This is a genomic window from Aeromicrobium sp. 9AM (assembly GCF_902506105.1).
Classification (GTDB): Bacteria; Actinomycetota; Actinomycetes; order Propionibacteriales; family Nocardioidaceae; genus Aeromicrobium.
In genome coordinates this window covers 373,268-389,442 of the sequence record NZ_LR733304.1, presented here as the reverse complement: position 1 = coordinate 389,442, position 16,175 = coordinate 373,268, and the positions used below count along the sequence as shown (strand labels likewise).

Here is a 16,175-nt window from a genome sequence, read left to right as displayed (position 1 = left end):
GTCAGCTCAGCTGGCCGGTGACCAGGTAGACGACGCGACGAGCCATCGACACGGCGTGGTCGCCGATGCGCTCGTAGTAGCGGCCCAGGAGCGCCAGGTCGACGGCCGGCTCGACGCCGTACGTCCACGAGTCGCCGAGGAGCGAGCGCAGCAGGTCCTTGCGGAGCCTGTCCATCTCGTCGTCCTCGTTCTCGAGCTGGCCGGCCGCGTCGACGTTGCGGTTCGCGACGATGCGCGAGGCCGAGTCGATCATCGAGTCGGCGACAGCCGCCATCGCGGTGATGCTGGGGTGCAGGTGCTCCGGCACCGCCGAGTCGGGCATACGGCGCCGGGCCACCTTGGCCACGTGCACCGACAGGTCGCCCATCCGCTGGAGGTCGGTCAGCATCCGCAGGGTCGCGACGAGCTGCCGGAGGTCGGTTGCGACCGGCTGCTGCGTGGCGAGCAGCAGAAGTGCGCGCTCCTCGATGATCTCGGTCGCCTCGTCGATGTCCTTGTCGCCGGCGATGACGGACTCCGCGATCTGGGCGTCTGCCTCGAGCAGGGCCTTGGTCGCGTCGGCAACGGCACGGCGGACGGTCCCGGTCAGGTTCACCAGGTCGTCGACGATGGCATCGAGCTGTTCGTAATACTGATCGCGCATGTCCTAGACCGTAGGCAGGCGGGATGAACGGACGGCGACCTCCGGTGAACGCGGTGTGAACAGCAACCGAAAGGCCTGTCGCTGCAGGGGTCAGAGTGCCGGTCGGGACGGAAATGCCCTCTACGATCAATGCTGTGGACACCAGTGCAGGATTGTTGATCGCGGGGGCGATCGGCGCCGTCGTCGGCGCGATGATCACCTATGTGTGGCGCTTCAGCGAGCGCCGCGAGGCCACCGTGCCACCGCCCGCCCCCCTCGTACCGCCCGGAGCCGACCAGGTCCTCGCGGTGATCTCGTCGTCCGCGGTGTTGATCGACTCGTCGGACACCGTGGTCAAGGCCTCGGCGCCCGCGTTCGCGATGGGCATCGTGCACGAGGACCGGCTCGAGCCCGAAGAGCTCATGACGCTCGTCCGGCAGGTACGCCGTGACGGCCAGGTGCGCGAGGCCGACGTCTCCTTGCAGCCACGGCGCGGCACGACGTCGTACGTGCACGCCCGCGTCGCACCGCTCACCTCGCGCCTGATCCTGGTGCTGGCCGACGACCGTACGCGCGAGCACCGGGTCGAGTCGATCCGCCGCGACTTCGTCGCGAACGTCAGCCACGAGCTCAAGACCCCGGTCGGCGCGCTCAACCTGCTGGCCGAGGCCGTCGGCGAGGCCAAGGACGATCCCGAGGCCGTCGTTCGGTTCTCCAGCCGCATGCACCTGGAGAGCGAGCGACTGACCCGGCTGGTGCAGCAGATCATCGACCTCTCGCGCCTCCAGAACGACATCCTGAGCGACGACGCCTCCACGATCAAGATCGGCGAGCTCGTCTCGGAGGCCACCGAGCACTCCGCGACCGACGCCGAGCACAAGAACATCGAGATCGTCACCACGGTCGAGCCCGACCTGCACGTCCACGGCGATCGCGCGCAGCTGCACGCCGCGGTCAGCAACCTGGTCGAGAACGCCGTGACCTACAGCCCCGACGGATCGCGCGTCACCGTGACGGCGCAGCTCGACGACGACGACGTACGTCTGACCGTTGCCGACAACGGCATCGGCATCCCGGGCAACGAGCTCGACCGGATCTTCGAGCGGTTCTACCGCGTCGATCCCGCCCGCGCCCGTGCGACGGGCGGCACCGGCCTCGGCCTGTCGATCGTCAAGCACGTCGCGGCGAGCAACGGCGGGACGGTCGAGGTGTGGAGCGAGCCGGGACTCGGCTCGTCGTTCACCCTGGTCCTGCCGGCACACAGCCATGACATCGAAGAGGAGAACGCGTGACCAAAGTATTGGTCGTCGAGGATGAGACGAGCTACAGCGAGGCGCTGTCGTACGTCCTGCGCAAGGAAGGGTTCGAGGTCGCGATCGCCGAGACCGGTCCCGACGCACTGACCGAGTTCGATCGCGGCGGTGCGGACATCGTGCTGCTCGACCTGATGCTGCCGGGGCTGTCGGGCACCGAGGTGTGCCGCGCCCTGCGGGCCATCTCGTCCGTGCCGATCATCATGGTCAGCGCCAAGGACACCGAGGTCGACAAGGTCGTCGGGCTCGAGCTCGGCGCCGACGACTACGTCACCAAGCCGTACTCGCCCCGCGAGCTCGTTGCCCGCATCCGCGCGGTGCTGCGCCGCGGGTTCACCGACGAGATCGACGACAACGCCTCGCTCGAGCAGGGCCGCGTACGCATGGATGTCGACCGGCACCTCGTGACGATCGACGGGGCCGAGACGAAGTTCCCGCTCAAGGAGTTCGAGCTGCTCGAGTATTTCCTGCGCAACCCCGGCCGCGTGCTGACCCGTGGGCAGCTGATCGACCGGGTGTGGGGCGCGGACTACGTCGGCGACACCAAGACCCTCGACGTCCACGTCAAGCGCCTGCGAGCCAAGATCGAGAAGGACCCGACGAACCCCATCACGCTGACAACCGTCAGAGGACTGGGATACAAGTACGACTCGTGACGGCTCTTGGGTTGCGTCGCGGCTCCCGCGTTTGCGTCGTCCGCGTTCGCTTCGAGGCGCTCACCAGCGCTGACAAGTCAGTTTAGCGCCCATCGACAAGCGCCGTTCGTCGACCAGCTTGCGCTGCGTCGTCCGCTCGTCGACGGGCCCTAACGGCCTCGTCAGCTCGGCGCCCTGCCGCAGCGGACTTTCTATCGCCCTTGGTTTGCTACAGCTGCGATCGCGTCTGCTGCTGCGTCGGGGTCCAGGTACATGCCGCCCTTGACTGTTGGCTTCAGGTCGTCGTCGAGCTCGTAGACCAGCGGGATGCCGGTCGGGATGTTGAGGCCGACGACGGCTTCCTCGCTCAGCCCGTCGAGGTGCTTGACGAGGGCCCGCAGCGAGTTGCCGTGCGCCGTGACCAGGACGACGCGGTCGGCGAGCAGGTCGGGGACGATCGAGTCGTACCAGTAGGGCAGCATCCGCTGCAGCACGTCGGCCAGCGCCTCGGTGCGCGGCAGGAGCTCGTCGGGCAGCGCGGCGTAGCGCGCGTCGGAGGCCTGGCTGAACTCCGAGTCGTCCTCGAGCGGCGGCGGCGGGGTGTCGTACGAACGACGCCACGTCATGAACTGCTCCTCGCCGAACTCCTCGAGGGTCGCCTTCTTGTCCTTGCCCTGCAGCGCGCCGTAGTGGCGCTCGTTGAGCCGCCACGAGCGGCGTACGGGGATCCAGTGACGGTCGATGCCGTTGAGCACGATCTCGGCGGTTCGGATCGCACGACGCAGCAGCGAGGTGTGCAGGACGTCGGGTGCGAGGCCGGCATCGGCCAGCAGCTCGGCGCCGCGCGAGGCCTCGGTGAGGCCCTGCTCGTTGAGGTCGACATCGACCCAGCCGGTGAACAGGTTCTTGGCGTTCCACTCGCTGTGACCGTGGCGCAGGAGGATCAAGGTGCTCATGCGAGTGAGCCTATTGGGTCACTCCTCGGGGCCTTCAGCAGCCTTCCACTCGCGGTAGATCTGGTCGAGCGCCTGCACGTAGTCGTTCTGCGAGTGGATGCCCGACAGCGTCCACTGCTGCTCGACGACGACGTACGGCAGCTGCGTGATGCCGAGCGCCTCGCCGGTCGCGACCTGCGTGCGGACCTCTTCGGCGTACTCGGTGCTGGCAAGCAGCGCCTCGGCCGTCTCGAGGTCGAGCCCCACGAGTGCGGCGCGGGTGGCCAGTGCGAACGGGTCACCGATGTCGGAGCCCTCGAGGAAGTGGGCGCGCCACAGCTGATGGGCCAGGTCGCGCTGGAAGCCCGGTCCGGCCTCGTCGGCCCAGGTCAGCAGTCGCCAGGCGTCGAAGGAGTTGGCCCGCACGGCCTCGTCGAAGTTGAGGTCGATGCCGGTGATCCGGGCCGCGGCGGTGACCTGCGCGTTGATGAGCTGCGCCTTGTCGGCGCCGCCGAGCTCGTCGGCGTTGACGTCCATGAGCAGGCGACCGTCGTTGGGTGCGTCCGGGTCGAGCTGGAACGCGCGGAACGTCAGCTCGACCGGCTCACCGGTGAGGATGGAGAACATGGCAGCAGCACGTTCGAACCGGGTGGCGCCGATGTAGGACCACGGGTCCGTGACGTCGGCGAATACCAAGGCCTTCACGCGGGCAACGCTACGCGACCACCAAATCGTCGTTCAGTCCGTCTAGGTTCGACGCATGCCTCGTCACGAGCCCACCGGCATCCACTGGATCGAGCACGGCAGCGGCGTCCCGATCGTCGTGCTGCACGGCTTGATGGGCAACCACCGCCTGATCAGCCGTTTCACCGAGTCGGTCCTCGAGCCGCGACCCGGCCTCCGCCGCCTGCACCTCGACCTGCCGGGCCACGGCCGCAGCAGCGGCGAGGGCGTCGCGTCGTCGGATGACGTGGCCGACCACGTCGCGACGTTCCTCGACGACGTGCTCGGCGACGAGGCGTACGCCGTGGTGGGCAACTCCTTCGGTGGCGGCATCGCCCGCGCCCTGACGGCTCGCGACCCGTCGCGGGTGCTCGGCATGGCGCTCATCGCGCCGGTGATCATCGCCGACCACGCACGGCGGGACGTCCCGGCGCTCGTGCCCACCGACGTCGAGCCGCTCGACGGCGGCACCGACGAGGACCGGAGCGACTTCGCCGAGCTCACGTTCCGGCAGACCCGGCAGCACTGGGACCTCTACCTCGAAGAGGTCGTCCCCGGCACCCGTCTGGCCGACATGGACACCATCGGACGCATCTCCGCGGCCTACGAGTTCTCCGTCCGACCGGAGTCACGCTTCACGACGTACGACCGACCGGTCACGTTCATCCTCGGCCGCCAGGACCCGGTCGTCGGGTATGCCGACGCGCTGGCGCTCGCCGCGACATACCCGCGGGCGACCTACCTCGTCGCGGACGCGGCCGGCCACAACCCGCACCACGAGCAGCCCGAGCTGTCCGCCGCCGCGCTGGCTGCGTGGATCGACACGGTGCTCAGCTCGACGGCTTGAGGTGCTTGAACGCGTCGAGGTTGCGGGTCGACTCGCCGCGCGACTCGCGCCACTCCCACTCCTTGCGGATCGACGACGCGAAGCCGAGCTCGAGGATCGTGTTGAACGACTCGTCGGCGTACGTCAGCACGGCACCGAGCACCCGGTCGACCTCGTCGGTCGTCACGGCGTGCAGCGGCAGCCGGCCGTCGAGGTAGATGTCGCCGGACGAGTCGACCGCGAAGGCCACGCCGAACATCTTGAGGTTGCGCTCCAGCAGCCAGCGATAGACCGTCTGGTGGTTCTCGTCGGGGTTGCGGCACACGAACGCGTGGATGCCGAGGGCGTGCTTGCCGATCTCGAGGCGGCACGTCGTCTGGAGCTTGCGCTCGCCCGGGAGGGTGACCTCGAAGACGTCGGGCCGGTGCTCGGTGAACTCCAGCTCCGCCGCTTGCAGGGCATCGACGATCGTCTGACGGGTCTCAGTCATGCGTTCTTCTCCACGTGGGTGCGGTGCCACTCGATGGCCTCCTCGTAGACCTTCAGCGTACGGTCGGCGGTGACGTCCCAGCCGAAGCCCTCCGCGTGGCGTACGGCCTTGTGGCCCATCGCCTCACGCAGCTCCGGGTCGGTCAGCAGCGGGTGGAGCGCCGCGGCGTAGTCGCGCGGGTCGTGTCCGTCGACCAGGACACCGGAGACCCCGTCGGACACCGCCGTCGACAGTCCGCCGACTCGCGCGGCGACCACGGGAGTGCCACAGGCCTGCGCCTCGATCGCGACGAGGCCGAACGACTCGTTGTAGGACGGCACGCAGACGACCGACGCTGCGGCGTACCAGTCCGCGAGCTCGTGCTGCGCGACCGTCGGCACGAACCGGACGACGTCCTCGATGCCCAGCCGAGCGCTCAGGTCGGTCAGCGCGGTCGGCCGGTCGAGGCCGGATCCGGACGCGCCGCCGACGATCGCGACGACGAGCCGGTCGCGAAGCTGCGGGTCGTCCTGCAGCATCCGCGCTGCGGCCTCGAGCACGATGTCGGGAGCCTTGAGCGGCTGGATGCGACCGGCAAAGAGCAGCAGCGCGGCATCGGCGGGCACACCCAGCGCGGCCCGGGCCTCGTCCTGGCGGCCGGCGCGGAACACCTCGAGATCGACGCCCGGATGCACCACCGCGACGTGCTCGGGCTCGGCGTCGTACATCTCGATGAGCTCGCGCCGCTCCTCCATCGTGTTGGCGATGAGCCGGTCGGCGAGCCGCACGATCTCCTCCTCGCCGTAGATGCGGCCGATCGGCTCGGCCTCGTCGCCTTCGGCGAGCATCGCGTTCTTGACCTTGGCCATCGTGTGCATCGTGTGGACCAGCGGCACGTCCCAGCGCTCCCGCGCGACGGTGCCGACCTGGCCGGACAGCCAGTAGTGCGAGTGCACGAGGTCGAAGTGACCCGGCTCCCGCTCCACCTCGGCGCGCAGCACGTCGCGGACGAACGAGCACAGCTGCGACGGCAGGTCGTTCTTGGCCAGGCCCTCGAACGGCCCGGCGGGTACGTGATGCACGAGGATGCCGGGCTCGGCGTCAACGAGCTGCGGCTGGTGGCGAGAGGTCGCCCGGGTGAAGATCTCGACCTCGATGCCGCGCGATGCCAGCTGGCGGGAGAGCTCCAGGACGTACACGTTCATGCCGCCGGCATCGCCGTCGCCGGGCTGCTCGAGCGGCGAGGTGTGCGCCGAGAGCATCGCGATCCGCTTGAGCATCGATCAGCCGCCTTTCGCCTCCATCGTCTCACCCGGTGCCCAGCCCGCACGGGGATGTCCGTCTGGCAGCATGAGGCCATGCTCACCGCCGTCGTCACCGGGGCCAGCAGCGGCATCGGAGCCGCCACCGCCCGCGCTCTCGCCAAGGCCGGATATCACGTCTTCTGCGTCGCCCGGCGTACCGAACGCATCGAGGCGCTCGCCGCCGAGATCTCCGGCACCGCGGTCACGTGCGACGTGACCGACGAGGCGCAGGTCGCCGCGCTCGCCGAGGCGGTCGGACCGTCGCTCGACCTGCTGCTCAACAACGCTGGCGGCGCGGTCGGCACCGATCACGTCGCGTCGAGCAGTCCTGACGACTGGCGGCACATGTACGAGGTCAACGTCATCGGCACCCTGCTCGTGACGCGGGCGCTGCTGCCGGCACTGGTCGCCAGCGGCGCGGGCACCCTGATCAACCTCGGCTCCACCGCCGGCCACATCACGTACGAGGGCGGCGGCGGCTACACCGCGGCGAAGCACGGCGTCACCGCGATGACCGAGACCCTGCGACTTGAGCTCAACGGCCAGCCCGTACGCGTCACCGAGATCGCGCCGGGCATGGTGCGCACCGACGAGTTCTCGCTCAACCGGTTCGCCGGCGACCAGGCCAAGGCCGACGCGATCTACGCCGGGGTGCGCGAGCCGCTCGTCGCGGAGGACATCGCCGACGCGATCGTCTGGGTCGCGACCCGGCCGCAGCACGTCAACGTCGACCTCATGGTGCTCAAGCCCATCGCCCAGGCGGCGGCCCACAAGGTGCATCGCGAATGACGAACGGCCCCACCGCGCTGCGATGAGGCCGTTCGTGGTTTCGACAAGCTCAACCAGCTCAAGCTGCGTCAGTGCATGATGACCGGCGCCGCACTCTCCTCGTCGTCGAGCAGGTGCACGACCTCACGCTTGCGCGGGAGGAAGTAGACCGGGATCAGCGTCGCGAGGAGCACACCGAAGGCCACCCAGTAGGACGACTGGAACGCGTCGGCCAGGTCGTGGAAGCCCTTCTGCAGCGTCGCGTCCGAGACGTTCAGGATCTCCTTGAGACTCGCGCCGCGCTCGGTGTGCGAGCTGGAGGCCAGCTGCGCCGCCGTCAGTCCGCCGTCGACGCCCGGGAGCTTCTCGGATCCCGCCAGGATGTCGCCGCTCTTCATGGCGTTGGTCAGCACGACCGAGATCGTCGCGATGCCGGTCGCGCTCGCGACCTGCTGCGTCACGTTGAGCAGCGTCGACCCGCGGGCCACGTCAGCGGCCTTGAGGGTCTTGAGCGCCGAGGTGAACAGCGGCATCATCGTCGCGCCCATGCCGAGACCGGTCACGAACAGCCAGCCCATGATGGTCCAGTCGGAGGTGCCCACGTCGGTGCTCTGCGTGAGGCCGAACACGCCGATCAGGATGCCGAGGAATCCGAACGGCACGATGCGGCCGACCGGCATCTTGTCGGTGAGCGCACCCGCGACCGGCATCGTGATCATGGCGCCGATGCCCTGTGCGGCCACGAGCAGACCGGCCTTCTTGACCGAGTAGCCGTCGACCTGCTGGAAGTAGGTCGGCACCAGCAGCAGCGCGCCGAAGAACGCGCCGGCGAACAGGAACATCGTGATGATGGACACCGTGAGGTTGCGGTCCTTGAACAGGCGCAGGTCCAGCAACGGGTGCTTGGGCTTGAACGACCAGAACACGAACGACGCGATCAGCAGCACGCCGATGATCGCGGGGAGCAGCACCTTGATCGCCGCGACGGTGCCCTGCTCGGGGATCGACGACACGCCGTAGAGCAGCGACGCCAGGCCCGGCGACAGCAGGATCATGCCGACGACGTCGAGCGCCTCGCTCGGCTCGGGCGCGTCCTTGGGCAGCACGCGCCAGGCGTAGACCAGGCCGATCAGGCCGATCGGCAGGTTGATCAGGAAGACCCAGTGCCACGAGGCGGCATCGATCAGGACGCCACCGAGGATCGGGCCCATGATCGGGCCGAGCAGCATCGGGATGCCGAGGATCGCCATGAGCCGGCCCATGCGGTGCGGGCCCGCGGCCTTGGTCATGATCGTCATGCCGAGCGGCATCAGCATGCCGCCGCCGAGGCCCTGGAGGACTCGGAAACCGATGAGGGCCTCGATGTTCCACGCCGTCGCACACAGCAGCGAGCCCATCGTGAACAGCGCGATGGCGGTCATGTAGAGGCGCTTGGTGCCGAACCGGTCGGCGGCCCAGCCAGTCAGCGGGATGACCGCCGCCAGCGCGAGCATGTAGGCCGTGGCCGTCCAGGCGACCGTCGAGTAGGCCAGGGGCTCGTCGCTCCCGGACAGCTCGGTCTGGAACGTCGGCAGTGCGACGTTGACGACCGTGACGTCGAGGATCGACATGATGGCGCCGAGCACCACCACGCCCGCGATCTTCAGCAGCGCGGGGGTGATCTTGTCACTGTCGTCGATCTGTCCCGTTTGGGAAGTCATACGCATTCTCCTAATGGGTGTGCCGGCGCAGGGTGTCGCCGGCGAGGATGGTGCTGAGCGCGCGATAGAGGTTGTCGCGCTGGTCTTCGGGCAGGTCCGCCGTGAAGGCCTTGATCGACTCACGCTTGGAGTCGATGTGTTGCATGCTGAGCTTCTCGCCGACAGGCGTGAGCGAGACGAGCTTGACCCGACGGTCGTCGGGGCTCTCCTGGCGTTCGACGACATCGAGCTTGAGCAGCTGCTCGACGTTGCGGCCGGTCGCCGCGTCGGACAGGCCGAGCGCCGTGGCGATCGCGTGGATCGGCGTGGGCTCGCCCTTCTTGGCCAGGAAGAACAGGGTGCGTGCCTGCGAGAACGACAGGTCGAGATCGATCAATGCATCCATGCCATCGGACTCGGCCAGCGTCATCAGGCGCATGACGAAGTCCTCGAGCGCGACGTACAGCTCGTCCGGTGAAGTGGCCACCGGAAAATCATAAACCAAACGCAACCTTTGCTCAAATGAAGTCTTTGTGAACCGTCAACTACCGGGAGGTAACCACGATTCGTCTCAGGACGGTCATCCCCCGTAGAATGGCAAGGCTCCGAGGTGTTCGAGCATTCCCCACGCATAGGACTTTTTTCGCATGCCCATTCGCTCTGACCTGCGCAATGTCGCAATCGTCGCCCACGTCGACCACGGCAAGACGACGCTGGTCGACGCCATGCTCCAGCAGCAGGGCCACTACGACGAGCACCACCAGCTGGCTGAGCGCGCCATGGACTCCGGCGACCTCGAGCGCGAGAAGGGCATCACGATCCTCGCGAAGAACACCGCCGTCCGCTACAACGGACCCGGTGCGCCCGACGGCGGCGTGACGATCAACATCATCGACACCCCGGGCCACGCAGACTTCGGTGGCGAGGTCGAGCGCGGACTCTCGATGGTCGACGCGGTCATCCTGCTCGTCGACGCGTCCGAGGGCCCGCTGCCCCAGACCCGTTTCGTCCTGCGCAAGGCGCTCGCTGCCCACATGCCCGTCGTGCTGGTCGTCAACAAGGTCGACCGCCCCGACTCGCGCATCGCCGAGGTCGTCGACGAGACGTACGAGCTGTTCCTCGACCTGCTCGAGGACGGCGCCAGCGAGGACGCCCTCGACTTCCCCGTCGTCTACGCCTCCGCACGCGCGGGCCGCGCCTCGCTGACGCAGCCGGAAGACGGCGGCATGCCCGACAGCGACAACCTCATCCCGCTGTTCCAGACGATCATGGACGCCGTGCCGGCGCCCGAGTACACCGAGGGTGCGCCGCTGCAGGCCCACGTCACCAACCTCGACGCCTCGCCGTTCCTCGGCCGGCTCGCGCTGGTCCGCGTCTTCCAGGGCACGCTCAAGAAGGGCGCGCAGGTCGCGTGGATGAAGCACGACGGCACGACCGAGCGGGTCAAGATCACCGAGCTGCTCGTCACCAAGGAGCTCGAGCGCGTACCCGGTGAGAGCGCCGGCCCCGGCGACATCGTCGCCATCGCGGGCATCCCCGACATCACGATCGGCGAGACCCTCGCCGACCCCGAGAACCCCGTCGCGCTGCCGCTCATCACGGTCGACCAGCCCGCCATCTCGATGACGATCGGCACCAACACGTCGCCGCTCGCCGGTCGCGAGAAGGGCACCAAGGTCACCGCTCGCCTCGTCAAGGACCGCCTCGACCGCGAGCTCGTCGGCAACGTGTCGCTCAAGGTGCTCGACACCGAGCGTCCCGACGCCTGGGAGGTCCAGGGCCGCGGCGAGCTCGCGCTGGCCATCCTCGTCGAGCAGATGCGTCGCGAGGGCTACGAGCTCACGGTCGGCAAGCCGCAGGTCGTCACGCGCGAGGTCGACGGCAAGCTGCACGAGCCGATGGAGCGCCTGACGATCGACGCGCCCGAGGAGTACCTCGGCGCGATCACGCAGCTGCTGGCCGTCCGCAAGGGCCGCATGGAGCAGATGATCAACCACGGCACCGGCTGGGTCCGCATGGAGTTCATCGTGCCGGCGCGAGGCCTCATCGGCTTCCGCACCGAGTTCCTCACCGACACCCGCGGCACCGGCATCGCACACCAGACGTTCGAGAAGTACGAGCCGTGGGCCGGCGAGATCTCGACCCGCCCCTCGGGCTCGCTCGTGTCGGACCGCGCCGGAGCTGCGACGTCGTACGCGATGACCAACATCCAGGAGCGCGGCACGCTGTTCATCGAGCCGGCGACCGAGGTCTACGAGGGCATGATCGTCGGCGAGAACTCGCGCTCCGACGACATGGACATCAACATCGTCCGTGAGAAGAAGCAGACCAACGTACGCTCGAACGCCGACGAGTTCGAGAAGCTCGTGCCGCCGCGCAAGCTGTCGCTCGAGCAGTCGCTGGAGTTCTGCCGCGAGGACGAGTGCGTCGAGGTCACCCCGGCGAACGTCCGCATCCGCAAGATCATCCTCGACGCCACCGAGCGCAACCGCGCCAACCGCGGCAAGAAGTAGCCCTTCCTCGGAGCGGTGACTTAGGGCCCACGGGGTCCCCTGAGCGGTGACCCAGGGCCCAAGGCGTCGATCGCCTTGGGCCCTAACTCACCGCTCGAAGTCGTGGCCGGGCGGAGATCGTGTCGAACAGCGAGGACCAGCGCTGTCCGAAAGTCGGGGCGGGTCCGTCGTAGCCGCCGCGCACGAGCTGCCGGTAGACCTCGGCCACGAACTTCTTCGGCGTCTCAAGCTTCTCATTGGTGACTTGGACATATCGCCACTCCTCGTCACGGAGTCCGCGGTAGCTGTTCCACTGACCCAGGTTCGTCAGGTGTTGCCGACCCTCGTACTCAACGAGCAGCTTCCACAGCAGATAGACGAGGTCGCCGCACCCAAGGAGCTCGCCTTGCGCATTGCGTACGTCCTTGTTGACCTCGGGCCTCGGCAGGCCGGAGAACACCAGGACCGCACGCGACTCCGACTCCTTGAGAGATCGCGCCCCGGCATCGAGGTGCGGGAGGACCCTGCGGACCTGGCTGGCTCCCGGACGCCAATGATCACGCCTTGCGAGCTCTGCGACCTCAAGGACTGTCATGTGTCGGTGGCGCAGCAACCAGTCGCCGATCTTGATGGCGTCGATCATGCGCGCATCGGCGCAGAACTGGATGAACGCTGCTGCTGGCGTCACGCCGACGTCGTCGAGTGGCGCCAACACCTCAGTGCGGTGGAGGAAGATGTCGTCGAGGTCGAGGTGAAGGTCACCCGTCACGGTGAAATGCAGTGGCTTGGTGTCCCCGAAGTCGAGCCCGAGCGCCTGGATGCGGGTGAGGTGGCTGAGCTGCGCTCTGTCGGGCATCGCCAGGCTCGCGGCGACGATCCAGTCGAGGTCGGTCATGACGTGGTCGACGTGAACCCAGACCCGCGGGAACAGCCTGCGGAAGCGCTTGCCTCGGAGGACCTTCAGCGGCATCCCGACCGCCGCTGCTTCACGCCGCGCGAAGGGCCGATGCATCAGTGACGCCGGTATGTCGTACGGAGCAGGCATGAGCCGAGTTTTCGCGACCACCACGTCACTCCGCGCCGGCAACGCGTCCAGCTGTGCGTAGGCCACGTACCAAACAGAGTCTGTGCACAACTTGGAGCGGTGACCTAGGGCCCAAGCCGACCACGGGTTTGGGCCCTAACTCACCGCCCCCGCCGACGACTGGGCCCTAACTCACCGCCACCGTCAGCGACTGGGCCCTAACTCACCGCCCCCCCCCCCGGGTCAGAGGACGTTGCGGGGGCGGAACTGGACGCTGATGCGCGGGCCGACGGGCTTGGCGGTCTTGAGGATCGCGTGCTCCCACGTACGTTGACAGGTGCCGCCCATGACGACGAGGTCGCCGTGGCCCAGCGAGAAGCCGATCTGCTGGCCGCCGCCGCGCGGACGCAGCGACAACCGGCGGGCGGCGCCGAGCGAGACGATCGCGACCATCGTGTTCTCAGTGCGACCCCGGCCGATGCGGTCGCCGTGCCAGGCGACGCTGTCGCGACCGTCGCGGTAGTAGCAGAGCCCCGCGGTCACGAACCGCTCCCCGAGCTCGGCCTCGTAGTGGTCACCCAGCGCCTCCCGGGCCTCGAGCAACAGCGGGTCGGGCAGCTCGGCCCCCACGCCGTAGTGGCACAACAGCCGCGGCACGTCGACCATGCGGTCGTACATCTCCCGGTTCTCGGCCCGCCACGGCACCTCGGCCTGGAGCCGCAGGAACAGGTCGTCCGAGCCCGTCACCCATCCCGGCAGCACGTCGACCCAGGCACCCTGCGTCAGGACCGTGCGCTCCGGCGCCAACGCTCCGAGACCCACAGGCTGCCCCGTGTCGAGCAGCGATCCCTGGAAGAACTCCTCCATCCGCCCAGCGTACGCCTCATCGAACGTATGTTCTAGTTGCTGACGACATCCCGACGCCGCAGGCACACCATCCCCAGCGCCCCCACAGCCGCCGTGATCGCCAGCAGCACAATGACCGGGACGACGTCGAAGTCCTCGGCGGGCATCTGCGCCAGGTGCCGGAACGGCGACACGTCCATCAGCCAGTCCGGCAGCTGGAGCACCGCGCCGAACATCATCACGACGAAGCAGAAGCCGAGCGCCAGCCAGCCGATCGCCGCCCACCGCGAGCGGATCCCGTACGCCAGCCAGGTCAATGCCGCGAGCAGCAGCACCGGCACGACGTACGGCACAGTCGCCCGCAGGAGGCGCAGCACCGCGGACCCGTCGCCGGTGACCAGCGCGAAGCCGGTACCCATGCCGAGACCCGCCGCCAGCACGACGGCGATCGTCCCGACGACCGTGACGACGAGGTGCGCGACGGCCCAGCGCCAGCGCGGCAGCGCGGTCGCCAGGAGACCCTCGGCGAACCCGGAGGCCTCCTCGCCACGCAAGCGCTGCACCGACGCGATCGCGAAGCCCGCACCGATCAGCGCCAGCATCACCGCTGCAGTGGCGTAGAACGAGTCGACGATCGAGCCGCCCGCCGACGCGAACACGTCCTTGGAGAAGTTCGAGTCGCCGAGCAGGTCACCGACGTCGTCGCCGATCGAGCCGTACGCGATGCCGCCGAGCAGCATCCCGGCCGTCCAGCCGATCACGCTCCCCCGTTGCAGCCGCCACGAGAGCGCCCACGCCGATCCGAGCGAGCCGCGCGCCGGACCCGGCCGGGCAGGCCAGACGCCCGATCCGATGTCGCGCCGGTCGAAGAGCGCAACCGCGGCAAAGCCCAGCAACGCGATCGCGGCGACCGACAGCAGCACGGGCCACCACTGCTCGTCGGCGTACGGCCGCAGGTACTGGCCCCACCCGATCGGCGACAGCCAAGACAGCGCACCGTTGCCGACGTCGCCGACGGCCCTCAAGGCGTACGCGACGCCGATCACCGCACCCGTGATCCCGTACGCCGCGCGAGTGCTCTCGACGAGCTGGGCCGCCACGAGGGCGACGCCGCCGAACACCAGACCCGTGAGTCCGGCCGCCAGCCCCAGCGCCACCGACCCTGCGGCCGGCAGGCCGTACGCGATCAGGCTGCCGGAGATCAGCGCACCCAGCAGCACGTTGGCGATCGTGACCAGCAGGGCCGTCGCCGCCAACGGGGCGTGCCGGCCGATCGCCGCCGCCCGGACGAGCTCGTCGCGCCCGCTCTCCTCCTCGGCGCGGGTGTGCCGGCCGACCAGGAACATGCTCATGAGCGCCGCCACGATCGCGCCGAACGCCGCCGCCTGCCACGCGACCTGCCCACCCACCGTGTTGAGCGCGCGCGCCGGGCCGGCCATCGCGATGAACGCCGCATTGCCCTCCATGCCCGCTGCGGCCTTGTCGAGCTCGGCCTGCGTCGTGTAGAGCCCGTCGGTGCTGACCGCCTGCGAGTAGTAGAGGAGCACGTCGCCGGCGATCCACCAGAACAGCATCATCCGGTCACGTCGCAGGTGGAACCGCAACACCGTCAGCGCACCGGTCAAACCCGTCACGATGAAACGTCCTCGCCGTAGTGCCGCAGGAACAGCTCCTCGAGCGTCGGCGGCTGGCTCGTGAGCGTACGTATGCCGGACCGGCCGAGAGCCTCGAGCGCGGCGCCGAGGTGCACCGTGTCGACCTCGAACGTCGCCCGCACGCCTTCGACCACGAGGTCGTGCACCCCGGCGAGGCCGTCGAGTCCCGCAGGTGCCTCCGAGAGCTCGGCCGACACGGACGTACGCGTGAGGTGGCGCAGGTCGGCGAGCGTGCCCGACTCGACCGTGCGGCCGGCCCGGATGATGCTGACCCGGTCGCACAGCCGCTCGACCTCGGCGAGGATGTGGCTCGACAGCAGCACCGAGCGGCCGTCGTCCTTGAACTCGTCGACGCAGTCCGTGAACACCGCCTCCATCAACGGGTCCAGGCCGGATGTCGGCTCGTCGAGGATCAGCAGCTCCACGTCACTGGCCAGCGCCGCGACGAGCGCGACCTTCTGCCGGTTGCCCTTGGAGTACGTCCGCGACTTCTTGGTCGGGTCGAGCTCGAAGCGCTCGATGAGCAGGCTGCGCCGCTTCTCGTCGAGTCCGCCGCGCAGCCGGCCCAGCAGGTCGATGACCTCGCCGCCGGAGAGGTTGGGCCAGAGGTTCACGTCGCCGGGCACGTACGCCAGGCGCCGGTGCAGCTCGGCGGCGTCGTGCCACGGGTCCTGACCGAACAGGGTCACGGTGCCGCCGTCCGCGCGGAGCAGGCCGAGCAGCACCCGGATCGTGGTCGACTTGCCGGCCCCGTTGGGTCCGAGGAAGCCGTGCACCTCGCCGCGCTCGACCTGCAGGTCGAGCCCGTCCAGCGCCGTCGCGTGGCCGAACCGCTTCACGAGTCCGGCGATGTCGATGACAGTGTCCATACCGCCGACCGTACT

16 protein-coding genes are annotated in these 16,175 nt (G+C 68.8%); 5 read left to right on the top strand and 11 right to left on the bottom strand.

Features of this window, described 5'->3' with window-relative positions:
* Nucleotide 1: 1 nt before the first annotated feature.
* Nucleotides 2–643, bottom strand: a complete 642-nt coding sequence (gene phoU, locus BOSE46_RS07980) for a phosphate signaling complex protein PhoU (RefSeq protein ID WP_159539732.1) — start codon at nucleotides 641–643, stop codon at nucleotides 2–4.
* A 134-nt stretch (nucleotides 644–777) separates the two neighbouring features.
* On the opposite strand from phoU, the gene BOSE46_RS07975 reads away from it, so the two are divergent.
* Nucleotides 778–1,914 (top strand): cell wall metabolism sensor histidine kinase WalK, encoded by a 1,137-nt coding sequence (locus BOSE46_RS07975; protein WP_159539731.1) that lies wholly within the window; start codon nucleotides 778–780, stop codon nucleotides 1,912–1,914.
* Entirely contained in the window at nucleotides 1,911–2,591 is a 681-nt protein-coding gene (locus tag BOSE46_RS07970; protein WP_159539730.1) for a response regulator transcription factor, read from the top strand. Before BOSE46_RS07975 ends, BOSE46_RS07970 begins: the two co-directional genes overlap by 4 nt.
* Before the next feature lie 191 nt (nucleotides 2,592–2,782).
* On the opposite strand, the gene BOSE46_RS07965 is transcribed toward BOSE46_RS07970, so the two are convergent.
* Both BOSE46_RS07965 and BOSE46_RS07960 read right to left on the bottom strand, forming a co-directional pair.
* Nucleotides 2,783–3,526, bottom strand: a complete 744-nt coding sequence (locus BOSE46_RS07965) for a phosphoglyceromutase (protein WP_159539729.1) — start codon at nucleotides 3,524–3,526, stop codon at nucleotides 2,783–2,785.
* A gap of 18 nt (nucleotides 3,527–3,544) precedes the next feature.
* Nucleotides 3,545–4,210, bottom strand: a complete 666-nt coding sequence (locus BOSE46_RS07960; protein WP_159539728.1) for a DsbA family protein — start codon at nucleotides 4,208–4,210, stop codon at nucleotides 3,545–3,547.
* 55 nt (nucleotides 4,211–4,265) lie between these two features.
* Here BOSE46_RS07960 and BOSE46_RS07955 point away from each other — a divergent pair, with 55 nt between their 5' ends.
* Entirely contained in the window at nucleotides 4,266–5,075 is an 810-nt protein-coding gene (locus tag BOSE46_RS07955; protein ID WP_159539727.1) for an alpha/beta fold hydrolase, read from the top strand.
* On the opposite strand, the gene BOSE46_RS07950 is transcribed toward BOSE46_RS07955, so the two are convergent.
* Entirely contained in the window at nucleotides 5,059–5,544 is a 486-nt protein-coding gene (locus BOSE46_RS07950) for a YbjN domain-containing protein (protein WP_159539726.1), read from the bottom strand. The genes BOSE46_RS07955 and BOSE46_RS07950 overlap by 17 nt on opposite strands.
* Nucleotides 5,541–6,803: a D-inositol-3-phosphate glycosyltransferase gene (mshA, locus tag BOSE46_RS07945; protein ID WP_159539725.1), complete on the bottom strand. Its 1,263-nt coding sequence runs from the start codon at nucleotides 6,801–6,803 to the stop codon at nucleotides 5,541–5,543. Before mshA ends, BOSE46_RS07950 begins: the two co-directional genes overlap by 4 nt.
* A gap of 78 nt (nucleotides 6,804–6,881) precedes the next feature.
* On the opposite strand from mshA, the gene BOSE46_RS07940 reads away from it, so the two are divergent.
* Nucleotides 6,882–7,616 (top strand): SDR family NAD(P)-dependent oxidoreductase, encoded by a 735-nt coding sequence (locus BOSE46_RS07940; RefSeq protein ID WP_159539724.1) that lies wholly within the window; start codon nucleotides 6,882–6,884, stop codon nucleotides 7,614–7,616.
* Nucleotides 7,617–7,684: 68 nt separating this feature from the next.
* Here BOSE46_RS07940 and BOSE46_RS07935 read toward each other — a convergent pair whose 3' ends face one another.
* Together BOSE46_RS07935 and BOSE46_RS07930 are read right to left on the bottom strand one after the other, a co-directional pair.
* Nucleotides 7,685–9,295 (bottom strand): DHA2 family efflux MFS transporter permease subunit, encoded by a 1,611-nt coding sequence (locus BOSE46_RS07935; protein WP_159539723.1) that lies wholly within the window; start codon nucleotides 9,293–9,295, stop codon nucleotides 7,685–7,687.
* 10 nt (nucleotides 9,296–9,305) lie between these two features.
* Nucleotides 9,306–9,761 (bottom strand): MarR family winged helix-turn-helix transcriptional regulator, encoded by a 456-nt coding sequence (locus BOSE46_RS07930; RefSeq protein ID WP_201299575.1) that lies wholly within the window; start codon nucleotides 9,759–9,761, stop codon nucleotides 9,306–9,308.
* Nucleotides 9,762–9,921: 160 nt separating this feature from the next.
* On the opposite strand from BOSE46_RS07930, the gene typA reads away from it, so the two are divergent.
* Complete coding sequence (typA, locus tag BOSE46_RS07925) at nucleotides 9,922–11,787, top strand: translational GTPase TypA (RefSeq protein ID WP_159539722.1); 1,866 nt, start codon at nucleotides 9,922–9,924, stop codon at nucleotides 11,785–11,787.
* 82 nt (nucleotides 11,788–11,869) lie between these two features.
* Here the strand turns inward: typA and BOSE46_RS07920 are convergent, their stop codons facing one another.
* From BOSE46_RS07920 to BOSE46_RS07905, 4 genes are all read right to left on the bottom strand, one after another.
* A complete protein-coding gene (locus tag BOSE46_RS07920) occupies nucleotides 11,870–12,811 on the bottom strand; it encodes a hypothetical protein (RefSeq protein ID WP_159539721.1) in 942 nt (313 codons plus the stop codon).
* Between the two features lie 222 nt (nucleotides 12,812–13,033).
* Nucleotides 13,034–13,657 (bottom strand): alpha-ketoglutarate-dependent dioxygenase AlkB, encoded by a 624-nt coding sequence (locus BOSE46_RS07915; RefSeq protein WP_159539720.1) that lies wholly within the window; start codon nucleotides 13,655–13,657, stop codon nucleotides 13,034–13,036.
* A gap of 32 nt (nucleotides 13,658–13,689) precedes the next feature.
* Nucleotides 13,690–15,270 (bottom strand): ABC transporter permease, encoded by a 1,581-nt coding sequence (locus BOSE46_RS07910; RefSeq protein ID WP_159539719.1) that lies wholly within the window; start codon nucleotides 15,268–15,270, stop codon nucleotides 13,690–13,692.
* A complete protein-coding gene (locus tag BOSE46_RS07905) occupies nucleotides 15,267–16,160 on the bottom strand; it encodes an ABC transporter ATP-binding protein (RefSeq protein WP_159539718.1) in 894 nt (297 codons plus the stop codon). The genes BOSE46_RS07910 and BOSE46_RS07905 overlap by 4 nt, the downstream gene beginning before the upstream one ends.
* Nucleotides 16,161–16,175: the final 15 nt, after the last annotated feature.